Source organism: Kitasatospora sp. NPDC023385 (assembly GCF_055664045.1).
This window is the reverse complement of the sequence record NZ_JBVOOL010000031.1, coordinates 27,541-46,912: the sequence shown is the minus strand read 5'-3', so window position 1 is coordinate 46,912 and position 19,372 is coordinate 27,541. Positions and strand designations below refer to the sequence as shown.

General features: G+C 71.1%; 15 protein-coding genes. 5 read left to right on the top strand and 10 right to left on the bottom strand.

From position 1 onward, the window contains the following. Positions 1-5 precede the first annotated feature (5 nt). The 5 genes from AC0B61_RS31725 to dnaE form a co-directional block, all read right to left on the bottom strand. Complete coding sequence (locus AC0B61_RS31725) at positions 6-1,373, bottom strand: hypothetical protein (RefSeq protein ID WP_471745089.1); 1,368 nt, start codon at positions 1,371-1,373, stop codon at positions 6-8. Positions 1,374-1,803: 430 nt separating this feature from the next. Beyond that, complete coding sequence (locus tag AC0B61_RS31720; RefSeq protein WP_471745087.1) at positions 1,804-1,950, bottom strand: hypothetical protein; 147 nt, start codon at positions 1,948-1,950, stop codon at positions 1,804-1,806. 63 nt (positions 1,951-2,013) lie between these two features. Further along, positions 2,014-3,843, bottom strand: a complete 1,830-nt coding sequence (locus tag AC0B61_RS31715) for an APC family permease (RefSeq protein WP_471745086.1) — start codon at positions 3,841-3,843, stop codon at positions 2,014-2,016. 271 nt (positions 3,844-4,114) lie between these two features. Continuing rightward, positions 4,115-4,522, bottom strand: a complete 408-nt coding sequence (locus tag AC0B61_RS31710; RefSeq protein WP_471745084.1) for a DUF6300 family protein — start codon at positions 4,520-4,522, stop codon at positions 4,115-4,117. After that, entirely contained in the window at positions 4,519-8,121 is a 3,603-nt protein-coding gene (gene dnaE, locus AC0B61_RS31705) for a DNA polymerase III subunit alpha (RefSeq protein WP_471745082.1), read from the bottom strand. The genes AC0B61_RS31710 and dnaE overlap by 4 nt, the downstream gene beginning before the upstream one ends. Positions 8,122-8,795: 674 nt before the next feature. On the opposite strand from dnaE, the gene AC0B61_RS31700 reads away from it, so the two are divergent. Next, entirely contained in the window at positions 8,796-9,425 is a 630-nt protein-coding gene (locus tag AC0B61_RS31700) for a helix-turn-helix transcriptional regulator (RefSeq protein ID WP_471745080.1), read from the top strand. Between the two features lie 765 nt (positions 9,426-10,190). After that, positions 10,191-10,649, top strand: coding sequence for a nuclear transport factor 2-like protein (locus AC0B61_RS31695; protein WP_471745078.1), 459 nt, complete (start codon positions 10,191-10,193; stop codon positions 10,647-10,649). 27 nt (positions 10,650-10,676) lie between these two features. On the opposite strand, the gene AC0B61_RS31690 is transcribed toward AC0B61_RS31695, so the two are convergent. Genes AC0B61_RS31690 through AC0B61_RS31680 form a run of 3 tightly spaced genes read right to left on the bottom strand, consistent with a single transcriptional unit; the run spans position 10,677 to position 13,790 of the window. Beyond that, the gene (locus AC0B61_RS31690) at positions 10,677-11,576 is read right to left on the bottom strand and encodes an alpha/beta fold hydrolase (protein WP_471745076.1); all 900 of its coding nucleotides are present in this window, start codon (positions 11,574-11,576) and stop codon (positions 10,677-10,679) included. Next, on the bottom strand, positions 11,566-12,672 hold the full coding sequence (locus AC0B61_RS31685) for a phenazine antibiotic biosynthesis protein (protein WP_471745074.1): 1,107 nt from the start codon (positions 12,670-12,672) through the stop codon (positions 11,566-11,568). The genes AC0B61_RS31690 and AC0B61_RS31685 overlap by 11 nt, the downstream gene beginning before the upstream one ends. Continuing rightward, complete coding sequence (locus AC0B61_RS31680) at positions 12,669-13,790, bottom strand: CaiB/BaiF CoA transferase family protein (RefSeq protein WP_471745073.1); 1,122 nt, start codon at positions 13,788-13,790, stop codon at positions 12,669-12,671. Before AC0B61_RS31680 ends, AC0B61_RS31685 begins: the two co-directional genes overlap by 4 nt. Before the next feature lie 256 nt (positions 13,791-14,046). Here AC0B61_RS31680 and AC0B61_RS31675 point away from each other — a divergent pair, with 256 nt between their 5' ends. The 3 genes from AC0B61_RS31675 to AC0B61_RS31665 are packed head-to-tail and all read left to right on the top strand — an operon-like array spanning position 14,047 to position 17,088. After that, positions 14,047-14,808, top strand: coding sequence for a class I SAM-dependent methyltransferase (locus AC0B61_RS31675; protein WP_471745072.1), 762 nt, complete (start codon positions 14,047-14,049; stop codon positions 14,806-14,808). Positions 14,809-14,830: 22 nt separating this feature from the next. Further along, positions 14,831-16,255 (top strand): carboxylesterase family protein, encoded by a 1,425-nt coding sequence (locus AC0B61_RS31670; RefSeq protein WP_471745070.1) that lies wholly within the window; start codon positions 14,831-14,833, stop codon positions 16,253-16,255. Then, positions 16,252-17,088, top strand: coding sequence for a tyrosine-protein phosphatase (locus AC0B61_RS31665; RefSeq protein WP_471745068.1), 837 nt, complete (start codon positions 16,252-16,254; stop codon positions 17,086-17,088). The genes AC0B61_RS31670 and AC0B61_RS31665 overlap by 4 nt, the downstream gene beginning before the upstream one ends. Positions 17,089-17,160: 72 nt before the next feature. On the opposite strand, the gene AC0B61_RS31660 is transcribed toward AC0B61_RS31665, so the two are convergent. Both AC0B61_RS31660 and AC0B61_RS31655 read right to left on the bottom strand, forming a co-directional pair. Beyond that, positions 17,161-18,108: an LLM class flavin-dependent oxidoreductase gene (locus AC0B61_RS31660; RefSeq protein ID WP_471745066.1), complete on the bottom strand. Its 948-nt coding sequence runs from the start codon at positions 18,106-18,108 to the stop codon at positions 17,161-17,163. Beyond that, complete coding sequence (locus tag AC0B61_RS31655) at positions 18,105-19,370, bottom strand: LLM class flavin-dependent oxidoreductase (RefSeq protein WP_471745064.1); 1,266 nt, start codon at positions 19,368-19,370, stop codon at positions 18,105-18,107. The genes AC0B61_RS31660 and AC0B61_RS31655 overlap by 4 nt, the downstream gene beginning before the upstream one ends. Positions 19,371-19,372: the final 2 nt, after the last annotated feature.

The following is a 19,372-nucleotide window of genomic DNA, read 5'->3' as shown; positions in this document are numbered from 1 at the left end:
CCCCGTCAGGCGAATTCGCGCAGGCGCGGCCGCACGCCCAGCGCGGTCAGGGTGAGCGCCGCCGCCAGAGCCGCCGCGCCGAGGCCGGCGGTGGTGGCGCCGAGGTCGTCGTCGCCGGCGGCCACCGCTGCCTCGAAGGCATGCTGGTTGATCGCCTGGTCGTCCTCGAGCGCGGTGCCGAGCACGCCGAAGTCGGCGTTGGACTGGCCCGGGTTGAGGCCCGTGTTGAAGGTGACGGCTTCCTTGAGCCCGCCCTGGGCGGTCAGCTCGCGGATCTTCCGGTCATCGCGCTGGTACTGCTGGAAGGCGGCCAACACCCGTTCCGCCGCGTCCCGTTCCCCGGGGAAGGTGATGTTGCGCAGTTCGTCGCCGAGGTACCCACCGAACCCGACCTGACCGCGGTCGGCCCGGTGCTTGTCGGCCAGCGCGGCGAGCCGGTCGTTGTACGTGGCGATGGTCGCGCCGTCGACCCGGGCGAAGGACTGCGTCTTGTCGAGGAAGCTCTGCTCGTAGGCGGCCGCCCGGGACGGGTCGGTCAGGTAGCGGCTCTCGTCGGCGTTGAGGTCGTACGCGACCGCGCGTGCCCGGCTGAGGGCGATCACCGAGTCGAAGGAGTCGCTCTTGGCGACCACGAGGTGCTGGTCCGCCCGGGACGTCAGCGTCAGCGCGGTGACCAGGCCCACGACGGTCAGCAGCGTGGTCGCGGCCAGCGGCAGGTTCACCAGCCGCCGGAAGCGCACCGCCAGCAGCCGATGCAGCAACCCGAGCGTGACCAGGACGACCAGGCCGGTGACCAGGATCGCCCACCAGCCGCCGGCCAGCGCGCCACGCTGGCCGTCGTAGTTGCGCTCGACGACGGCCTCATTGGCCTTGGTCACGTCGTCGACGGCCGGCAGCAGGCGCTGGCGCAGCAGGTCGGTGGCCTGTCGGTAGGCCGCGAGGGCCTCCGGCGACGGCCGGCCGGCCGGGGCCCGGGCCTGGTCCTCCAGCAACTGGGCGCGGGCCACCATGGCCTCGTAGCCGCCGAGTTCACCGATGACGGTCTGTACGGCCCGCCGCCCGGCCTGGTCGCCCGCCACCGCTTCCGTGACGCGCTGGAGGTCGGTGTCGGCCTGGGTGCGCCGCTGTTCGTAGGTGTCCAGGGTCTCCTTGCGCAACGCCGCGTAGTCCACGTCGGCGCCGAGGAGGAGCAGGTTCGCGGCCTGGGCGTCCATGTCGTTGAGCGCGAAGTAGAGGTCCGCCGAGCGCACGACCTGCGGGGCGGCCTGGTGGCCGATGACGTCCGTGCCGTCCCGGGCCCCGCCCAGGACGGCGGCGGTCACCGTTGCGGCGACGAGCAGCGCGACCAGGCAGAGGCCGGTGAGCCCGCGCACCAGGCGCGGGGTGTTCCACCAGGCCCGGCCGCGCCAGGAACGGCCGGGCCGGTGACGGGGGGCGCGTGGCCCGGGGGATGGTACGGCCGTCTCCTGCCGCGCCGTCTGCGACGCGGTCCTTCTCCCCACGACAGCCGTACCGCCCGACGTTCCCGTTGGCATCGCCGCGCGCCCCCTCCCCCTGTTTTTCACTGGCCGCCGAACCTGTTCCCCGGAGGAACCCGCCTGGGGTCGGGGTTCGGCAACGGTCCGCCGCCAGGCCCCACGCCCGGGCAGCGAACCGTTTCCTCGCAGCTGACACTAGGTGCGACCGAACAGCCGTCCGCCTGTCCTGACGCGTTCTTGACGCTGCCGGGGAGCATCTTGACGGGGCATTGGCACAGGATCCGTCCAGGTGCCCGGCTGCGACGGTGCACGTGCGGATCCTGGCTCAGCGGGTGATCGTCCGCTGCTGCTCGGCGGCCCCGTCACACGTCCGGGCGCCGGGCGTCCTGCGGTCCTCGCGGTGGCTCGGACCGCCGTGGTCCTCGATCCGGCCCCGGCAGGGATCGCCCGTGCCGCTGAGGATGACCTCCACGTCATGTACCCGAGACCGGGGCTTGCCCTGACCGGCCCGGCCGACCGTCGGCTTGCCGCGCCACTACATCCGCATCCGCAGCCGGCAGACCACCGCGTCGGTGTGCCGGCGCAGCGCGCGGTCGATCACGGCGCCGCGCCGGTTCTGCAGCGCCCGCTGCCACCAGCGGGCCGGCTCCACCTCGGGGATCAGCACGGTCAGCCGGTCGTAGGCGTGCTCCGCCGCGAGGTCGTTGACGAAGGCGGCGATCGGCGGGCCCAGCCGGCGGTGGCCGTCCGGGATCTCCAGCAGGGGCACGCCGGGCTGCCACAGCTCCCAGTCCCGGCGCAGGGCCTCGGCGTGGGACGGCTCGTGCACCACGGTCACCGCCATGACCTGGTCGCCGAGTGAGAGGGCCGCCGACAGGCCGTCCCGGGTGAGCCGGGTGATCGCCGTGACCGGGACGACGACCAGGCTGCGCTGCCTGGTCACCGGGCCCGGTACCCGGCCCAGCTCCAGCCGTTCGCCGATCCGCCCGTAGCTGCGGTGGATCGCCTCGAACAGCACCACCAGCAGTGGCAGGGCCACCACGATGCCCCAGGCGCCCTCGGCGAACTTGGTGCCGGTGACGACCAGCGCGGCGACGCCGGTGAGCAGCGCGCCGAAGCCGTTCAGCGAGGCCTTGGCCCGCCAGCCGGCCGGCCGTTCCCGGGACCAGTGCCGGACCATGCCGACCTGGCAGACGGTGAAGCCGACGAACACGCCGATCGAGAACAGCGGCACCAGGCGGTTGACGTCGCCGCCGGAGCCGACCAGCAGCGCCGCCGACACCGCCGCGAGGAACAGCACGCCGTACCGGTACACCTGGCGGTCGGCGCGCAGCGCGAACACGTGCGGGAGGTGGTTGTCCCGGGCGAGCAGGTCGAGCAGCACGGGCAGGCCGCCGAAGGAGGTGTTGGCGGCCAGGCCGAGCAGCACCACGGTGGCGAACTGGACGACGTAGAAGCCGGCGCCGTGGCCGAGCGAGGCGTCGGCGAGCTGGGCGAGCACGGTGACGCCCTCGACCGGCTGGAGGTGGAAGCGCCCGATCAGCACGGCCAGCCCGATCAGCATCACGCCGAGCAGGGCGCCGAGCGCGACCTCGGTGTGCTGCGCGCGCCTGACCCGCGGGGTGCGGAAGGAGGGGACGGCGTTGGCCACCGCCTCCACACCGGTCAGCGCGGAGCAGCCGGCCGCGAACGCCTTGAGCAGCAGCAGCGCACCGACGGCGGCGGCGTTCTCGGCGAGCGCCGAGGCGTGCCCGGCGGCGGCCGCGGTGCTGGCCGGGCCGTCGCGGAGCAGGCCGACCACGATGATCGCCAGGATCGCGAGCACGAAGACGGCCGTCGGCGCCAGGAACCACCGGGCCGACTCGGCGATCCCCCGCAGGTTCACCGCGGTGACCAGAGCGAGCACGCCGAGGCAGAGCCAGACCCGCTGGCCGTACAGGCCCGGTACGGCCGAGATCAGCGCGGCCACGCCGGCGGTGACCGAGACCGCGACGTTCAGGACGTAGTCGATCACCAGCGAGGCCGCCGCGGTCAGCGCCGTCCGACGGCCCAGGTGTTCCTTGGCGACCGCGTACGACCCGCCGCCGTCCGGGAACGCCGCGATCACCTGCCGGTAGGACGCGACCAGCACCGCCAGCAGCACGGCGATCGCCACGGTGACCGGCAGCGTGAAGCCCAGCCCGTACGCCCCGGCCGCGGCCAGCACCAGCACGATCGACTCCGGCCCGTACGCCACCGAAGCCATCGCGTCCAACGACAGCGCTGCCAGCCCACCGAGCGCGCTGAGCCGGTGTCGCTCGTCTCCCGCGGCGGTATCGGGCGGCTCGGGTTCCACCATGACGGCCGGGACAGTGATGTCGGACATGCGTTCTCCATCGATCGTGACTGACACGATCGTGGAACGCTGCCGATCCTCGGATCCCGTTTGCTACGCGCTCTTGATGCGAGCCGGGTGCGGCCTGACGCGGTCTTGACGGCGTCAGGCATGCCGCGGTCCCCGGGGCGCCTGCCCGCACGGTCCGGACACGTACCGCCAGGGGCCGCCGGGGTGCGCCCGGTTTTCGGTGTCGCACGGCAGCCCGGGCCGGCCGTCGCCGACCGCTCCGCAGCGGTGGCGCGGCCTTGTCCCGGGAGGATCAGAGAACGCCTCGCAGCCACTGGTCGTACTCCGCCGCGAGGAGTTCCTCGTCGACGGCTTCCCGGCGCAGCGACTCCACCCATGCGGCGACGAGTTCGGCGAGGACGTCGACGTTCTCGGGACTCGCCGTTTCCTCGACGGCGAAGAACGCCGTCAGCTCGCCGGCGGCCTGGTTGCCGGCAGAGCGTTGGTTACCGGCAGAGCACTGGGGGCAGAGCACCGCCTCCCGGATTCCGGTCACGTCGACGCCGCTCTGGTTCTGCCAGGTGTGGCGGTAGCGGACCAGGAGCAGCCCCGGCGTGCCGCATGCCAGGCATGCGGGCACGTCGGCGATGGCGACGCGTAACTCGTCCTCGTCGACGAGTTCGGAGGAGGAGGCGGCGGTTGTCGGGCTCTCCTCCGTCATGCCACACCGCTCCAGGCGTCCGGTCCGAAGGTGCCCTTGATGTCGGACGCCAGCGAGGAAGCGTCGACCTGTGCTGCCAGGGCGTAGACGGTCGTCTTCTGCGGGCCGCGCACGCTGAGGTGAACGGGGCTGTCGCCCGGGTGGGCGTGCAGGATGCGCTTGAGGTTGACGACGGCCTGTTCGGACACCCGGTGGAAGGGCAGTGCCAGTCGTACCGGCGGTTTGCCGCCGTGCTCGGCGCTGGAGACGTCGAGCACCGACAGCTCCCTGCCGAAGATGTTGAGGGTGCCGTCCCGGTCCTCGATCTTGCCCTTGACGGAGATGACGGTGTCCTCGGTCAGCACGTGGGACACGAGTTGGTAGACCGCCGGGAAGAACAGCACCTCGATGGACCCGTCGCGATCCGCGAAGTTGACGATGGCCCAGTTGTTGCCCTGTTTGGTCATCTTCCGCTGGACTCCGGTGATCAGGCCGGCCAGCTGGACGTCGCCCTTCGTGCGTCCCGATGCCAGGAGCTCGGCGACCGTGGTGTCCCGGGCTCCGGAGAGGATGTGCTCGGCGCCGTCCAAGGGGTGGGCCGACACGTAGAGTCCGAGCATCTCCCGTTCCAGTGCGAGGAGTTGGGAGCGGGGCCACTCCTGCTCCTCGATGGAGAAGTCGAGGCCGAATCCGGTCGCGGAGCCGTCGGCCTCGCTGCCGCCCAGTCCGGCGAACAGGTCGTCCTGTCCGTAGGAGGCGGCCTTCTTCACGGGGACGACGGCGTCGATCGCGGCTTCGTGGACCTCGACCAGGCCTCGCCGGGAGTGCCCGAGGGAGTCGAAGGCACCCGCCTTGATCAACGATTCGATGGCCCGCTTGTTGAGGGCCGGCAGTTCGCACTTGTCCAGCATGTCGGCGAAGGAGATGAACTTGCCCTTGGAGCGCCGTCCGGCGACGATCGCCTCGATCACCGCGTCGCCGACGTTGCGCACGGCCCGCATGCCGAACCGCACGTCGTCGCCGATGGCGGTGAACTCGGCGGTCGACTCGTTGACGTCCGGCTGGAGGACCCGGACCCCGTTCGCCCGGGCGTCGGCCAGGTAGACGGCGGCCTTGTCCTTGTCGTCCCCGACCGAGGTCAGCAGCGCCGCCATGTACTCGGCCGGGTAGTTGGCCTTGAGGTAGGCCGTCCAGGCGGACACCAGGCCGTAGCCGGCGGTGTGGGACTTGTTGAACGCGTAGCCGGAGAACGGCAGCATGACGTCCCAGACGGCCTTGATCGCCTCTTCCGAGTAGCCGTTCGCCCGCATGCCGCTCGAGAACTTGTCCCACTCGGCGGCCAGGACCTCGGGCTTCTTCTTGCCCATGGCCCGGCGCAGCATGTCGGCACCGCCCAGGGTGTACCCGGCGAGCTGCCGGGCGATGGCCATGATCTGCTCCTGGTAGACCAGCAAGTGGTGGGTGGATCCCAGGATCGGGTCGAGTGCTTCCCGCAGTTCGGGGTGGATCGGCGCGGGCTCCTGCTTGCCGCTCTGCCGCAGCGCGTAGTTGGTGTGGGCGTTGGCGGCCATCGGGCCGGGCCGGTAGAGCGCGAGCGCTACGGCGATGTCTTCGAATCGGGTGGGCTGCATCAGCTTCAGCAGGGCGCGCATGCCGCCGCCGTCGAGCTGGAACACGCCGAAGGTGTTGCCGTCGGACAGGAGTTGGTAGGTCTTGGCGTCGTCCAGGGGGATGACGACGGTTTCCGGGTCGCCGTCCATCGGATCGACCGTCGCCAGTTTGATGCCGCGGTTCTCCCGGATGTTCTGGATCGCCTGGTCGATGACGCCCAGGTTCCGCAGGCCCAGGAAGTCCATCTTGATCAACCCCATGGACTCACAGCTGGGGTAGTCGAATCCGGTGATCTTCACGCCGTCCGAGGCGCGCATGTGCAGGGGGATGCGGTCGGTCAGGCGGGTCTTGGAGAGGATCACCGCGGCCGCGTGGACGCCGGTGCCGCGCATCAGGCCTTCGACGCCCTTGGCGGTGTCCATGACCCGCTTCACGTCGGGTTCGTTCTCGTAGAGCGCCCGGATCTCGCCGGCTTCGCCGTAGCGGGGGTGGGCGGAGTCCCAGATGCCCGACAGGGGGATGGTCTTTCCGCCCTGGTCCGGCGGCAGCGCCTTCACGATCCGCTCTCCGTGGGAGAACGGGTAGCCGAGGATGCGCGAGGAGTCCTTGATCGCGTTCTTCGCCTTGATCTTGCCGAAGGTGTTGACCATGGCGGTGTACGGGTCGCCGTACTTCTCGGTGACGTAGCGCACCATCTGGTCACGCTGGCGGTCGTCGAAGTCGAGGTCGACGTCCGGCGGGTTGATGCGCTCCGGGTTGAGGAACCGCTCGAACAGCAACCCGTGCTCCAGCGGGCACAGTTCGGTGATCCGGGTGGCGTAGGCGACGATGGAGCCGGTCGCCGAGCCTCGGCCCGGCCCGACCGGGATGCCGTTGTCGCGGGCGTGCCGGCAGATGTCGGCGACGACGAGGAAGTACGAGGAGAAGCCCATCGGTCCGATGACGGTCATCTCCGTCTCGAACCGTTCCATGGCGTAGTCGGGGATCGGATCGCCGTAGCGCATGGCGAGCCCCTTGAGGACCTCCTGGCGCAGAAAGGCCTCCTGCGACATGCCCTCGGGTACGTCGGGGAAGTGCGGCATCTCGTCGACGTAGTCGAACACGTCGTCGTACGAGCCGATCCGCTCGGCGATCAGCAGGGTGTTGTCGCACGCCTCCGGCAGTTCCGAGAAGAGCTCACGCATCTCGACGGCCGTCTTCAGGTAGTAGCCGGTGCCCTGGAACTTGAAGCGGTTGGGATCGTCCTTGTTCTTGCCGACGCCGATGCACAGGAGGTTGTCGTGGGCCTCGGCGTCGGTCGGGCGGACGTAGTGGGCGTCATTGGTCGCGAGCAGAGGAATCCTCAACTCCTTCGCGAGCCGCAGCAGTCCGTCCCGTACTTCGCGCTCGATGGAGAGGCCGTGGTCCATCAGCTCGAGGAAATAGCTGTCCCGGCCGAAGATTTCCTGGTAAGCGCCGGCGACCGCGCGGGCTTCGTCGTACTGGCCCAGGCGCAGACGGGTCTGGATGGCTCCCGAGGGGCAGCCCGTGGTGGCGATGATCCCCTGCGCGTGTCCGCTGATCAGCTCCATGTCCATCCGCGGCTTGCCTGCCGGGAACTGGCCCGTGTAGGACGCCTCGGTGGAGAGGTAGAAGAGGTTGCGGAGGCCTTCGACGTTCTCCGCCCACATCGTCATGTGGGTGAACCGGCCACCGCCGGAGACGTCCTTCGACCCCTCACCGTTGTCGCCCATCGCCCGCTGGCCGCCGGGCCCCCAGAACTCCTGCTTCCGGATCCGCCTCGAGGACGGAGCGACGTAGGCCTCGATGCCGATGATCGGCTTGACTCCGTCGAATCCCTTGGCAACTGACTGGAATTCATAGGCGCCGAACATGTTGCCGTGGTCACTCATGGCGATGGCCGGCATCCCCTGCCGGGCCACCTCCTCGAACATCGGCTTCATCTGCTGCGCACCGTCAAGCATCGAGTACTCGGTGTGATTGTGCAGGTGAACGAACGAATCCGACACGGCTGGGGCACCTCCGGGCGTGGCTGAAGGCCTCAGCTTAGCCCCATCGGATCCGGTGACGCTGAACCGGATCCGACCGGGCCCGCGTACTGATCCCTGGTCAGTTCGGGTCGGACACACCGGTGTTACGCCGTCGGTTTCCGGACAGTGCGGCGGGTTCCGGCGGCCGAAACCCGCACGTCGGACGAGATCGACCGAAACGCGTCAGCCGCATCCGCCACCGGTGGCGCGCGCCGGGATGCGAACGGCACCGGCACGGCCCGCCTCGGACACGCCGGCGGTTCCACACCGGGCCGCGGCGTTGCCCAGGCGGAAGCGGTAGACCCGGTTCCGCCTGGGGAAGGTGCGTCCGCGTCCTTCCCTCCGGCGACCCCGCGGACCGGCCCGACCGCGTCTCCCCCGCTGTCCGAAAGCCGATCGGAGCGGTTCCCCGTTCCCGCCGTGATCACACTGGCCGGCCGGACAGCTTTTTGGCCATCCTGGCGTCGGAGGGGCATCTGACCTGGGAAGGCGGCTGGACGGGGACTTTGAGCCGTTGTCCTGTCATATGACGGTCGTACTGCGTCAGGAACCCCGCCGTGCCCGGGCCAAGGGTCTTGCGAGTCACGGCCGTCGGTTGATTGGCTGACCCTCCCAACACCAGAAGGGGGTCGGGTGTGACCACGGACGAGGCAGTGTCCGAGTCGGAATATCTGAAGTCACTGATCATCAACACCGTGCAGGAGCTCTGGGAGGACAAGGAAGCCCTGGCCAAGTTCCTGAACGTCGTCCGCCGGAGCAAGGGGTTCGCCAACCTGGCCGACACCCTGGAACGGTCCGACGTCCGGCTCGCGAACATCGATGCGCGCATGCGCGAGATATGCGGTGCGCCCGACCACCCGATGGCACCCGCCCTGCCGCAGGAACTCTCCTGCACCGTATGGCAGGTGTCCGAAGTCCGGCAGGAGGCCGGCGTGCGCGGCATGGAACCGCGCACCTGGGACAGTGAGGCGGAACGGGCCGCGCTGCTGACGCCCAGGGAGATCGAGGTGTTCCTCCTGCTCGGCATGGGATTCTCGAACCGGACGATCTCGACGAGGCTGGGGATCACCGAGCGGACGGTCAAGGCGCACGTCGCCCGGATCATGAACAAGATCGTCGTGGAGTCACGGCTCCAGGCCGGCCTCGCCGCGTACGCCTACCAGAAGTCCCTGCAGGCCGCGGCGGTCTCCGGCGCACCCAAGGTGAGGAGCATCATCGAGTTCCGCGACCGCGCGGAGAACACCATGGAGCCGGTCCCCGTGGGTGCCCTCCGCTCCGGATGACCGTGGCGACGGCGCCCGGTCCGTGATCCATCCGCGAGCCCTGGACGGGCTGCGCGTCAAATGTCAGGGGCTTCCGCCCTCTCCTCGCGAACCCGCCGGGGCCGACCGCATCGGCAGAACCTCGACGGAGCCGCTCCCAGGAATCCACCGGCCCTCGATCCCGCCGACTCCCGTTCAAGAGTGGAGACCGCGTTCAGGGCCCTGCACGACGGCGCCTCACGAGCACCCGTCGCCAGGTCGATGACACATCAGGGCATCCGCCTCCGGACGCCGTTTCCGGACGCGTTTCCGGACGCCGTTTCGGCCGCCGATTGAGGGCGACGCCACCGGAACCCCGCCGATCCTGGCCCCGCCCGCCGCGGTAGTCGCACCCATGAGGTCCGCGGCCGGCCGGCCCACCCGCATCGACCGGGCCCGGTAAATTCGGAGGACTCCGCACAGGAATTCCGATTCATCCCTGACCGCAGCAGGGTTCAGGCAGGCCCCGGCGATTCCCCCGGAATTCGCCCGCATTCCTCGTACCACTCGGGGGTCGGCCGCATCACTGCACCTTTGTACACATCCACTCATCACCTGTACGAAGGTCCAGCTTTCGCCCGGGGCAAGTTCCGAGGATAAAATCGGTCCGCTGGAACCTGCCCCCGACGGGCGGAAATCCTACCCGTGGGAACCGGTCGACAGCGCCGCGCGAATAGAATTCGACGGCGCGACCGGATCGCACGACGACGAAATTCTCGAATTCTGCTACGCGCAAGCGGAGGATACATGACTGAGGTTACTCCGGAACTGGTCGCGGCCGCGTACGAGGCGGTGACCTGCGGCGACCGGGAGAAGACCGCGCTGTACTGGTCCGAGGACCTGCGTTTCTTCGCTCCGGGCAGCCACGCCGGATCCGGCTGGCGCGTGGGGCTCGACGACTTCCTGTCCTATGTGCAGGAGATGCTCAAGGCGTCCGGCGGTTCGTGGACCATGCAGCCCATCACGTTGCTCATCAACAACGAGGACGGCTTCTCGGTCGACGCCAACCGGATCCACGCCGTGCGCGAGGGGGCGCCCGAGGGCAGCACCTCGCCCTTCGACGTGCTCGACATCTCCGGCGTGCAGATGCTCAAGTGGGAGAACGGCAAGGTGGTCGAGGGGTACGGCGGCATCTTCGGCGACGGCGGGACGAACTACACCCAGTGGTGGTCGCCGATCGACGGCAACGGCGAGCGCAGCTACTGATCCGGTACTGATCCACTACTGGGTCCGCTACTGACCCGCTACCGGGTCCGCGAGGAAGCCCGCGACCGTCTCCGCCAGCTCCGGCGCGGTGAACGCGGTCGCGTGGTTCCCGGGCACCACCGCGAGCGTCCCATCGGGCAGCGCCCTGGCGAGGGCGTCCGCGGAGCCGTCACGATCGTCGTCGGCACCCACCACCACGAGCGCCGGCACCCTGATCCCGTTCAGGGTGCCGGCGCTCGTGTCGACGACCGAGTCCAGGACGTGCAGGAGCGCCCGGGGATCACCGCCGGTCGAGACGAGCCACTGCTCGGCCTTCCATTCGGCGGAGCCGGGTTCGAACGTGCCGAGATTGCCGAAGACGTGCCGCAAGTGCCGTGCCACCGTGCCGCCGTGACCGGTGACCTCGCGCAGGCCCTGGCCGGCGATGACCGCCCGGCGCGGCGCCGCACCCCGCACCAGCATCCTCACGACGGTGCGGGCACCGAGGGAGTAGCCGCCGAGGTCGTAGTCGGTGAGCCCCAGGTGCTCGATCAACGCGAAGGCGTCGTCGGTCAGCACGTCGGCCGGGTAGCGGGCGGCGTCGCGGGGTGCGGCGCTGTCGCCGTGGGCCCGCAGGTCCGGCATGATCAGCCGGTGGCCGCGGTCGGCGAGGACGGCGGAGAACCCGGACTCCACCCAGTTCCGGGTCGCGGACGAGAAGAAGCCGTGCAGCAGCACCAGGGGGCGCCCGGTACCTGACTCCCGGTACGCGAGCCTCGTGCCGTCCCGGCCGGGGAAGTGCCGCACCGCGAGCCCGGCCGTGTCGTCGACGGCATCCCGAAGGTCCGCCCGCGCCGGGGTGGGGGCGGACCTCGCCGGACCGGCCGGGATCCCGGACCGGCCGTCGGGCCGCCCGGACCGGTGCGCGCGGGAGGGGTCAGTAGACACCCTCGATGACCTTCTCGCCGGCGAAGGTGTCGACCGGAGCCGGGGAGGACACCGAATCGCCGATCTGCCCCGGCCGTCCCGGCACCCGGATCACCGTGTCGCGTTCGAGGTTGTTGGGCAGGAACATGCCCTTGCTGACGTGGTTCATCACGATCTGCCCGCGTTCGCCGTACTCCACCGGCCGGCCCGTGGCGGGGTTGACGACCCGGAAGGTCACCACGGGGCTGCGGGGGTCGTACACGATGTCCTCGTCCGGGCCGAGCCCCGGGCGCTCGGTGGCGCTCTCCAGGATCATCAGGCTGCCGTACCGGCTGACCATGCGGACGTTCGGGAAGTGCTCGTAGCGCAGCACGAACCGCTCGTCGACGGTCATGTGGGCGCCGCCCCAGAAGATCAGCTCCACCTTGGCGTTGATGAGCTCGACCAGCCGCGGCCGGCGCGCGCAGGCGCGCAGCACGGGCGGGGTGGTCACCAGGAGCCCGATCCGCTGGGTGGCCAGGATGTGCTCCGCCTGGTCGAGGATGTGCTCGAGGTAGGCCTCGGCCTGGTCGGCCTGCTTGTTCGCGATGACCTTCTTGACCCACCGGGGGTCCATGTCGATGCAGAACTTGATCGTGTTCTGGCGTTCGGCGATGTAGTCGTACATGCAGCCGATCTTGTGCGGTCCGGTCGGCGTGAGCACCAGGATGTTGGACGGCTCCCGGTCCGCGAACTGGGGCCCCTTCAGCATCCGGTCCACCGAGTCGGCGATCCAGTCCGGCATGAAGATCGCCCGCTTCGGCGCGCCGGTCGTCCCGCCGCTCTCGAAGACCCGCGGGGCGGGCCGGTCGGGACCGTAGCCGCGCGGTATCAGGTCCTCGACCGGCACGCCGCGCAGCTCGTCCACGATGTTCGGGAAGAGCTGCAGGTCGTCGTAGGTCCGCACCGCCGTCAGCGGATCGAAGTCCAACTGCCCCATGCGCCGCAGCCAGAACGGGGATCCGGTCTCCGCGCCGAAGTGCCAGCGGACGGCGGTCCGCAGGTACTCGTCGGGGTCGGTCGGATCGAAGGACGGGTCCAGCACCTTCCAGCGCTGGTCCTCGGCGCTAGCGGTCATCGGTGGTCTCCGTTCAAGACGTCGTCGGTGTGCTCGCCCAGCTGCGGGCCCGCCCAGCGGATCCGTCCCGGCGTCTCGGAGAGCCGGAATGCCACGTTCGGCATGCAGACGCTGTCGAGTTCGCTGTCCGGTACGGTCACCGTGGCCTGCCTCGCCCGGAAGTGCGGGTCCTGCAGGACTTCATCCACCTCGTAGATCGGCGCGACCGCGGCCCCGGCCTCCTCGAACGCGACGATCACCTCGTCCCGGCGGAAGCGGCCGATCCACTGCCCGAGCGCGTCGTCCAGCACCTCACGGCGGGACACCCGGCCGCGGCCGGAGGCGAACCACGGCTCGTCGGCCAGCTCGGGCCGGCCCACCAGGCGGACCACCCGCTCGGCCACGGACCGCGCGGGCGCCGACACGGCCACCCACCGCCCGTCGGCGCACCGGTAGACGTTGCGGGGGGCGTTGTTGTCCGAGCCGCTGCCGACCCGCCGGGGCTTGACCCCGAGCTTGTCGTACACGGTCACCTGGGCGCCCATCGCCGCGATCATCGCCTCGGTGATCGAGACGTCGGCCACCTGCCCGCGACCGATCCGCTGCCGGGCGTGCAGGGCGATCAGGGTCGCGCAGGCGGCCTGCAGGCCGGCCATGACGTCCGCCAGCGGGAACGCCGGGAGCAGTGGGGGGCCGTCACGGTCCCCGGACATCGCCGCGAGACCGCTCATCGCCTCCGCGAGGGTGCCGAATCCCGGCCGGCCCGCGTACGGACCGTCCTGGCCGAAGCCGGTCACCCGTGTCACGACCAGGTCCGGGTTGGCCTTCTGCAGCACTTCGGGGGAGAACCCCCAGCGCTCCAGCGTGCCGGGCCGGAAGTTCTCGATCAGGACGTCGGCGCCCGCCACCAACTCGATGAAGCGGTCGTGGTTCTGCGGGTCCTTCAGGTCGAGGACGACGCTCTTCTTGTTCCGGTTCACGACTTTCCACATCAGCGGAACGTCGTCGTACTGGTAGCCGTAGCCGCGGAGCGGATCTCCGGTGGGGTGCTCGATCTTGATCACGTCGGCACCGAAATCACCCAGCATCGCCGCCGCGAACGGGGCCGCCAGCAAAGTCCCGATGTCGATGACCTTCACATCGGCGAGGGGCGCCGGCGAACAGTCCGGACCAAACTCTTGTTCCGGCATCGAATCGCCCTCCGGCGTCGGCAGAATACTGGACACTGCCCACTTCTATCGATCGTTCGACGCCGGTGTGAAGTGGCCCTTGGTACACCGGTGATTCTGCACGAAGGTCCACTTCACCTCCCCCGGCGATACCGGTTCCATGGGGAACGTCGGCATGCTGACTGCCGAACTTCAGCCGGTCCGCGTGGCGGGGGAAACAAATACCATGTCCTTCAGCACACGTCATCTCGACCGTGCCCGTGCCGAATCGTTCGGCGCCACGGCCGAGCACTACGATCGCCACCGCCCGGAGTACCCGGTCGAGCTGATCGACGACCTCGTGCGACTGCGCGCGACGGCCGTCCTCGACATCGGGTGCGGCACCGGGAAGGCGTCCGCGGCCCTGTCGGCGCGGGGGCTGTCGGTGTCCGGGATCGAGCCCGACGACCGGATGGCCGAGGTCGCCCGGCGCCGGGGCCTGCCCGTCGAGACCACGACGTTCGAGGCCTGGGATCCGGGCGGGCGGCAGTTCGACCTGATCGTCAGCGCGGACGCCTGGCACTGGGTGAACCCGGCGCAGGGCGCCCGGAAGGCCGCGCAGGTCCTGGCGCCCGGTGGGCACATCGCCCGTTTCTGGAGCTTCCACGTCCTGGACGACCCGATGCTCGAGGAACTCGACGCTGTCTACCGGGAACACGCCCCCGGCGTGCAGGTGGGCGGAGCCCGGCAGAAGAGCACGGCCGGTGTGCGGGATCCGCTGGCGGACGGCGCGGACTTCGTCGCGGTGGCCCAGCGGGACTACCGCTGGAGCCTCGCCCTGGACGCGGACCAGTGGATCGGGCTGATCGGCACGTTCAGCGACCATCACCGCATGGCGCCCGCCGACCGGTCCGCCCTCTTCGACGGGGTGCGCGAGGTGATCGAGAGCCACGGCGGAACCGTCCGCACCGCCTCGGGCACGTTCCTGCAGTTGGCTCGACGAGTGTGAGTTCCGACGACTAGGAGACAGCGTGTCAGCGATCGAGACCACCTCCGGACCTGTCCGCGGATTCCTCGATCGCGGCGTCCCCAACTGGCGCGGAATACCGTACGGACGGATTCCGGGCCGGTTCCGCCCGGCCCTTCCGGCCACGGCCGGAGACCCCGTCGACGCCGTTCGGTGGGGACCGGTGAGCTGGCAGGTGCCGATGTCCCCGACGCCGCAGCGCTGGAGTCCGCTGTACCCGGACGCCGTGCAGCACGAGGACTGCCTCAACCTCAACATCTGGTCGGCGCGGCCGGACCGCCCCGATCCCCAGCCGGTGCTGGTCTGGTTCCACCCCGGGCGGCACATGGTCGGCGGGACGATGCGCACCGTCGACCCGTGGGCCTACGCGGCCCGGCACGACCTGGTCATCGTGACGGCCAACTACCGCCTGGGCCCGTGGGGTTGGCTCTCCCTGGCCGACCTCGACCCGGAATTCGCCGACAGCACCAACCTGGCGGTGCGCGACCAGCTGCTGATGCTGCGCTGGGTCCGTGACAACATCGCCTCCTTCGGCGGAGACCCGGGCAACGTGACGATCTTCGGACTGTCGACCGGCGGGACCGACGTGGCGACCCTGCTGGGCGTGCCCTCGGCCGCGGGGTTGTTCCACAAGGCCGCCGTCTACAGCGGCAACGCCGAGCTCGCGCACTCGCGGGAGGACGCGGCCGGGCTCGCGGAGCGCTTCCTGAGCGCCGCGGGCGGTCTCGCGAACGACGCCGGCGCCTTGGCCGGGCTGTCGAACGTGGCCCTGCGGTACGCGCATGCGCAGACCCTGCGCGCCGGCCAGGTGCGGTACCACGCGGTGGTGGACGGTGACCTGATCCCGCGGCCGCCCCTGCCGGCGATCGCGGACCGCCCGGACCCGGTTCCGGTGCTGGTCTCGGTCACCTCGGAGGAAGCGGGAATCCTGGACATCGTCGAGGAGGGCGCGGCCGTCGACGAGAAGTACTCCCGGCTGATCGGCGACGCCGACGGCGCGACCCGCGGGGAGAAGGTCCGCCGGCTGTCCGACGAGCTGTACGTCCGGCCGGCCGAGCGGCTGCTGTCCGCGCTGGACACGCCGGGCCCGGGCACCGCCGGCGCCGCGCCCTGCTGGGCCCAGGTGTTCGACTACCACCCGACCACCTCGCACCTCGCCGGGTACCCGGGGATCGCCCGCCGCGCCGTGCACGCCGCCGACACCGCGGCACTGTTCTGCGACCCGGACGGGCAGGAGGGCACCGACACCGACCGCGCGGTCGCGGCCCAGGAGCAGGGCGGCCTCGTGCGCCTGGCACGCGACGGCGATCCGGGCTGGTCGCCGTACACCCCGCGGGCGCCCCTCGCCCGGTGGATCGGACCGCGGTCCGCGGACGGCGCCGACCTGCGGCCACTGCCCCTGACGGCGAACACGGAGGTTGCTCGATGAACACAGGCACCCGGCGGATCGCCTTGGCGGGCGCACTGAACATCCGCGACCTGGGCGGACTGGCCACCACGACGAACGGCGTCACCCGGTTCGGCCGGCTGATCCGCGCGGGCGGCCTCCAGGAGCTCACCCCGGCGGACGTCGAACACCTCACCCGGACGCTGGGCGTCCGCGAGGTCATCGACCTGCGCAGCACCGCCGAGGTGCGGCGCGAAGTGCCGGGGCCGCTGGCCCGGGTGCCCGGTGTCACGATCCACAACCTGTCGCTGCTCGCCGACTCTCCCCCGGACTCCGCCCACGCCTCGGGCCGGGGCGCGGACCGGGTGGACCGGGTGGACACCGTGCGGGTGGACACCGAGCGGGCGATGCCCTGGAACCGGGCGGGCGCGGACGGGCAGCCCAAGCCCGCGGGATCGACCGGGCACTACCTCCGCTACTGCACCGAACGGCCGGACTCCGTGCTGGCGGCGCTTCGCGTCATCGCGCACGGCACCGGAGCGACGGTGGTGCACTGCGCGATGGGCAAGGACCGGACCGGGGTGGTGTGCGCGCTGGCCCTCGACGCGGTCGGGGTGAGCAGGGAGGCCGTCGTCGCGGACTACGTGCGCTCCGGCGAGCAGATGGCCGAGATCGTGGAGCGGCTGCGCGACAACCCGCTGTACGCCGCCGACATCAGCTCCCGGCCGTTCGCGAGCCTCCTCCCCCGCCCCGCCTACATGCAGGACCTGCTCGGGACGTTCGACGAGCGGTTCGGCGGCGTCCGCGCGTGGCTCACCGCCCACGGGTGGACGGAGGACGACCAGCGGGCGCTGGCCGGGCGTCTGCTCGACTGATCGCCGGGTGGTCCGCACGCGGACGGGCCTGCCCGCCACCGAGGTGGCGGGCAGGCCCGTCGCTGTCGTCGGTCAGCGGCCGGCCGGGCGGGGCAGTCCCAAGCGGGCGCGCAGCGTGGCGCCGGAGCCCTGGGGGAACTTCTGCCGCACCGCGCGGGCCGTCTCCAGCGCGGTCTCGAACCCGGCGTCGGAGGACGCGACCAGGACGAAGCCGTCCGCCGGCCCGGCTTCCGCCTCGCGCAGCAGCTCGTCCACGGGGGTGTCGGCCGTCCGCTCCAGGAGCAGCCGCACGTCCTCCCGGCGCCGCCCGGCGGCCGTGCACGCGCCGTCCCACGCGTGCGCCAGCTCCGCCGCGGCGTCGGAGGACTCCAGCGGCACGACCGCCAGGTCTCCGAGCCCGGCGGCGGAGGCGGCGTCCTCGGCGCAGGAGACGCGACGGACCAGCACCGGGTGGCCCTGCGGCGGGCGGGCGATGTTCAGCGGACCGGCCACCGCGAAGTGCTCGCCGCGGTGGTCGAGGCTGCGCAGCCGCTCGGGCACGAAGTACACGCCCGACTCGCGGTCCCGGAGGAAGGCGTCGTCCTGGAAGCTGTCCCAGAGCCCGGCCAGCACCCGGGCGAACTCGTCCGCGCGGGCCCGCTGCGCCGCGACCGGGGCGGGCGCGTCGGTGTGGTGGTTCGCCGCGTCCGCCGCCACCGCCGGGGAGGCGATCGCCCACCCCGCCCGGCCGCCACCGAGCTGGTCGATCGTCGCGAGCACCCGGGCGGCGTGGTACGGCGCGGCGTACTCCGTCGAGATCGTGGGCACCAGGCCGATCTCCTCGGTCGCCACCGCCAGCGCGGCGGCGAGCGTGCCCGCCTCGAAGCCGTCGGGGCCCGCCGGGCCGACCGAGCGCCGGTCCGGCAGGATCAGGGCGTCGATGCCGCTGTCCTGCGCGGCGCGGGCCCGGTCGCGCGCCCGGGCGAATCCGCCGCCCCCGTGGGGGCCGGCGGGCAGCGTGGTGAACAGCGCGATCGTCATTTCACACCTACCCGTGACGCGGTGGTCAGTCCGAGGTTGTCCCGCAGGGTGCCGTCGGTGTAGGCCGTCCGCACCAGGCCGCGGCGGCGCAGCTCCGGCACGACGTGGTCGACGAAGTCGTCCAACGATCCCGGCAGGTAGGGGAAGTCGACGATGAACCCGTCGGCCGCTCCCTGGGTGAACATGGACTCCATGTGGTCCGCGAGCTGCCCGGGGGTGCCGGCGACGATGTCGCCGGCGGTGCGCAGGGAGAGTTGACGGAGCGTCAGGTTCTCCCGCCGGGCCAGCTCGATCCAGCGCTGCGCGGTGCTGTGCGAGTGGTTGGACACCGGCAGGTCGGGCACCGGTCCGTCCAGCGGGTAGCCGGTCAGGTCCACGTCGCCGAGCTGGTCCTGGAGCGCCCGCAGCGCGACGATGTCGGGCATCAACTCCTGCAGCTCCCGCAACCGGTCCCGGGCCGCGGCCTCGGTGTCGGCGACGATCGGCTGCAGACCGACCCAGATCTGGATCGACTCGGGATCGCGGCCGTACGCGGCCGCGCGGCTCTTGAGGTCGGCGTAGAACTCCTGGGCGTCCGCCAGCCTGGTGTGCCGGGTGAACAGCACCTCGCCGTGCCGGGCGGCGAAGTCCCGTCCGACCGGGGACGCGCCGGCCTGGAAGATCACCGGCCGGCCCTGCGGCGGGGACGGCACGTCGAGCGGTCCGCGGACGCTGAAGAACCGCCCCGTGTGGTCCACCGGTTCGCTGCCGTTGGCCCAGAGCCGGTTCGTCACCGAGATGAACTCGTCCGCCCGGACGTAGCGCAGGTCGTGCTCCATGTGCTCGTCGAAGCCGAAGTTGCGCGATTCCCAGGGCGCGGCCGAGGTCACCACGTTCCATCCGGCCCGGCCACCGCTGAGGTGGTCGAGGGAGGCGAACTTGCGGGCGATGTCGTAGGGCTCGTTGTACGTCGTGGTCGCGGTCGCGGCGAGGCCGATGTGGTCGGTGACCGCCGCGAACGCGGAGAGCAGCGAGAGCGGCTCGAAGTGCTCGTTGCGCGCGGTCCGGCTCAGGTGCTCCACGTCGGTGCCCCACAACGCCACGACGTCGGGGACGAAGAGGCAGTCGAAGACCGCGCGTTCGAGCGTGCGCGCGTTGCGGCGGTGGAATTCGAAGTCGAGCTGGGCGTCGGGCCGGGTCAACGGGTGCCGCCACGCGGCGATGTGGCCTCCCGGACCGTCGATGATCGCTCCCAGCCGCAGCACTCTGGGCTGCCGTGCCATGT

Bases quoted from the DNA above. Each gene is read 5' to 3' on its own strand.
- AC0B61_RS31715 (WP_471745086.1), bottom strand. From the start codon at position 3,843: ATGTCCGACATCACTGTCCCGGCCGTCATGGTGGAACCCGAGCCGCCC.
- AC0B61_RS31710 (WP_471745084.1), bottom strand. From the start codon at position 4,522: ATGACGGAGGAGAGCCCGACAACCGCCGCCTCCTCCTCCGAACTCGTC.
- AC0B61_RS31695 (WP_471745078.1), top strand. From the start codon at position 10,191: ATGACTGAGGTTACTCCGGAACTGGTCGCGGCCGCGTACGAGGCGGTG.
- AC0B61_RS31685 (WP_471745074.1), bottom strand. From the start codon at position 12,672: ATGACCGCTAGCGCCGAGGACCAGCGCTGGAAGGTGCTGGACCCGTCC.
- AC0B61_RS31675 (WP_471745072.1), top strand. From the start codon at position 14,047: ATGTCCTTCAGCACACGTCATCTCGACCGTGCCCGTGCCGAATCGTTC.
- AC0B61_RS31665 (WP_471745068.1), top strand. From the start codon at position 16,252: ATGAACACAGGCACCCGGCGGATCGCCTTGGCGGGCGCACTGAACATC.
- AC0B61_RS31660 (WP_471745066.1), bottom strand. From the start codon at position 18,108: ATGACGATCGCGCTGTTCACCACGCTGCCCGCCGGCCCCCACGGGGGC.
- AC0B61_RS31655 (WP_471745064.1), bottom strand. From the start codon at position 19,370: ATGGCACGGCAGCCCAGAGTGCTGCGGCTGGGAGCGATCATCGACGGT.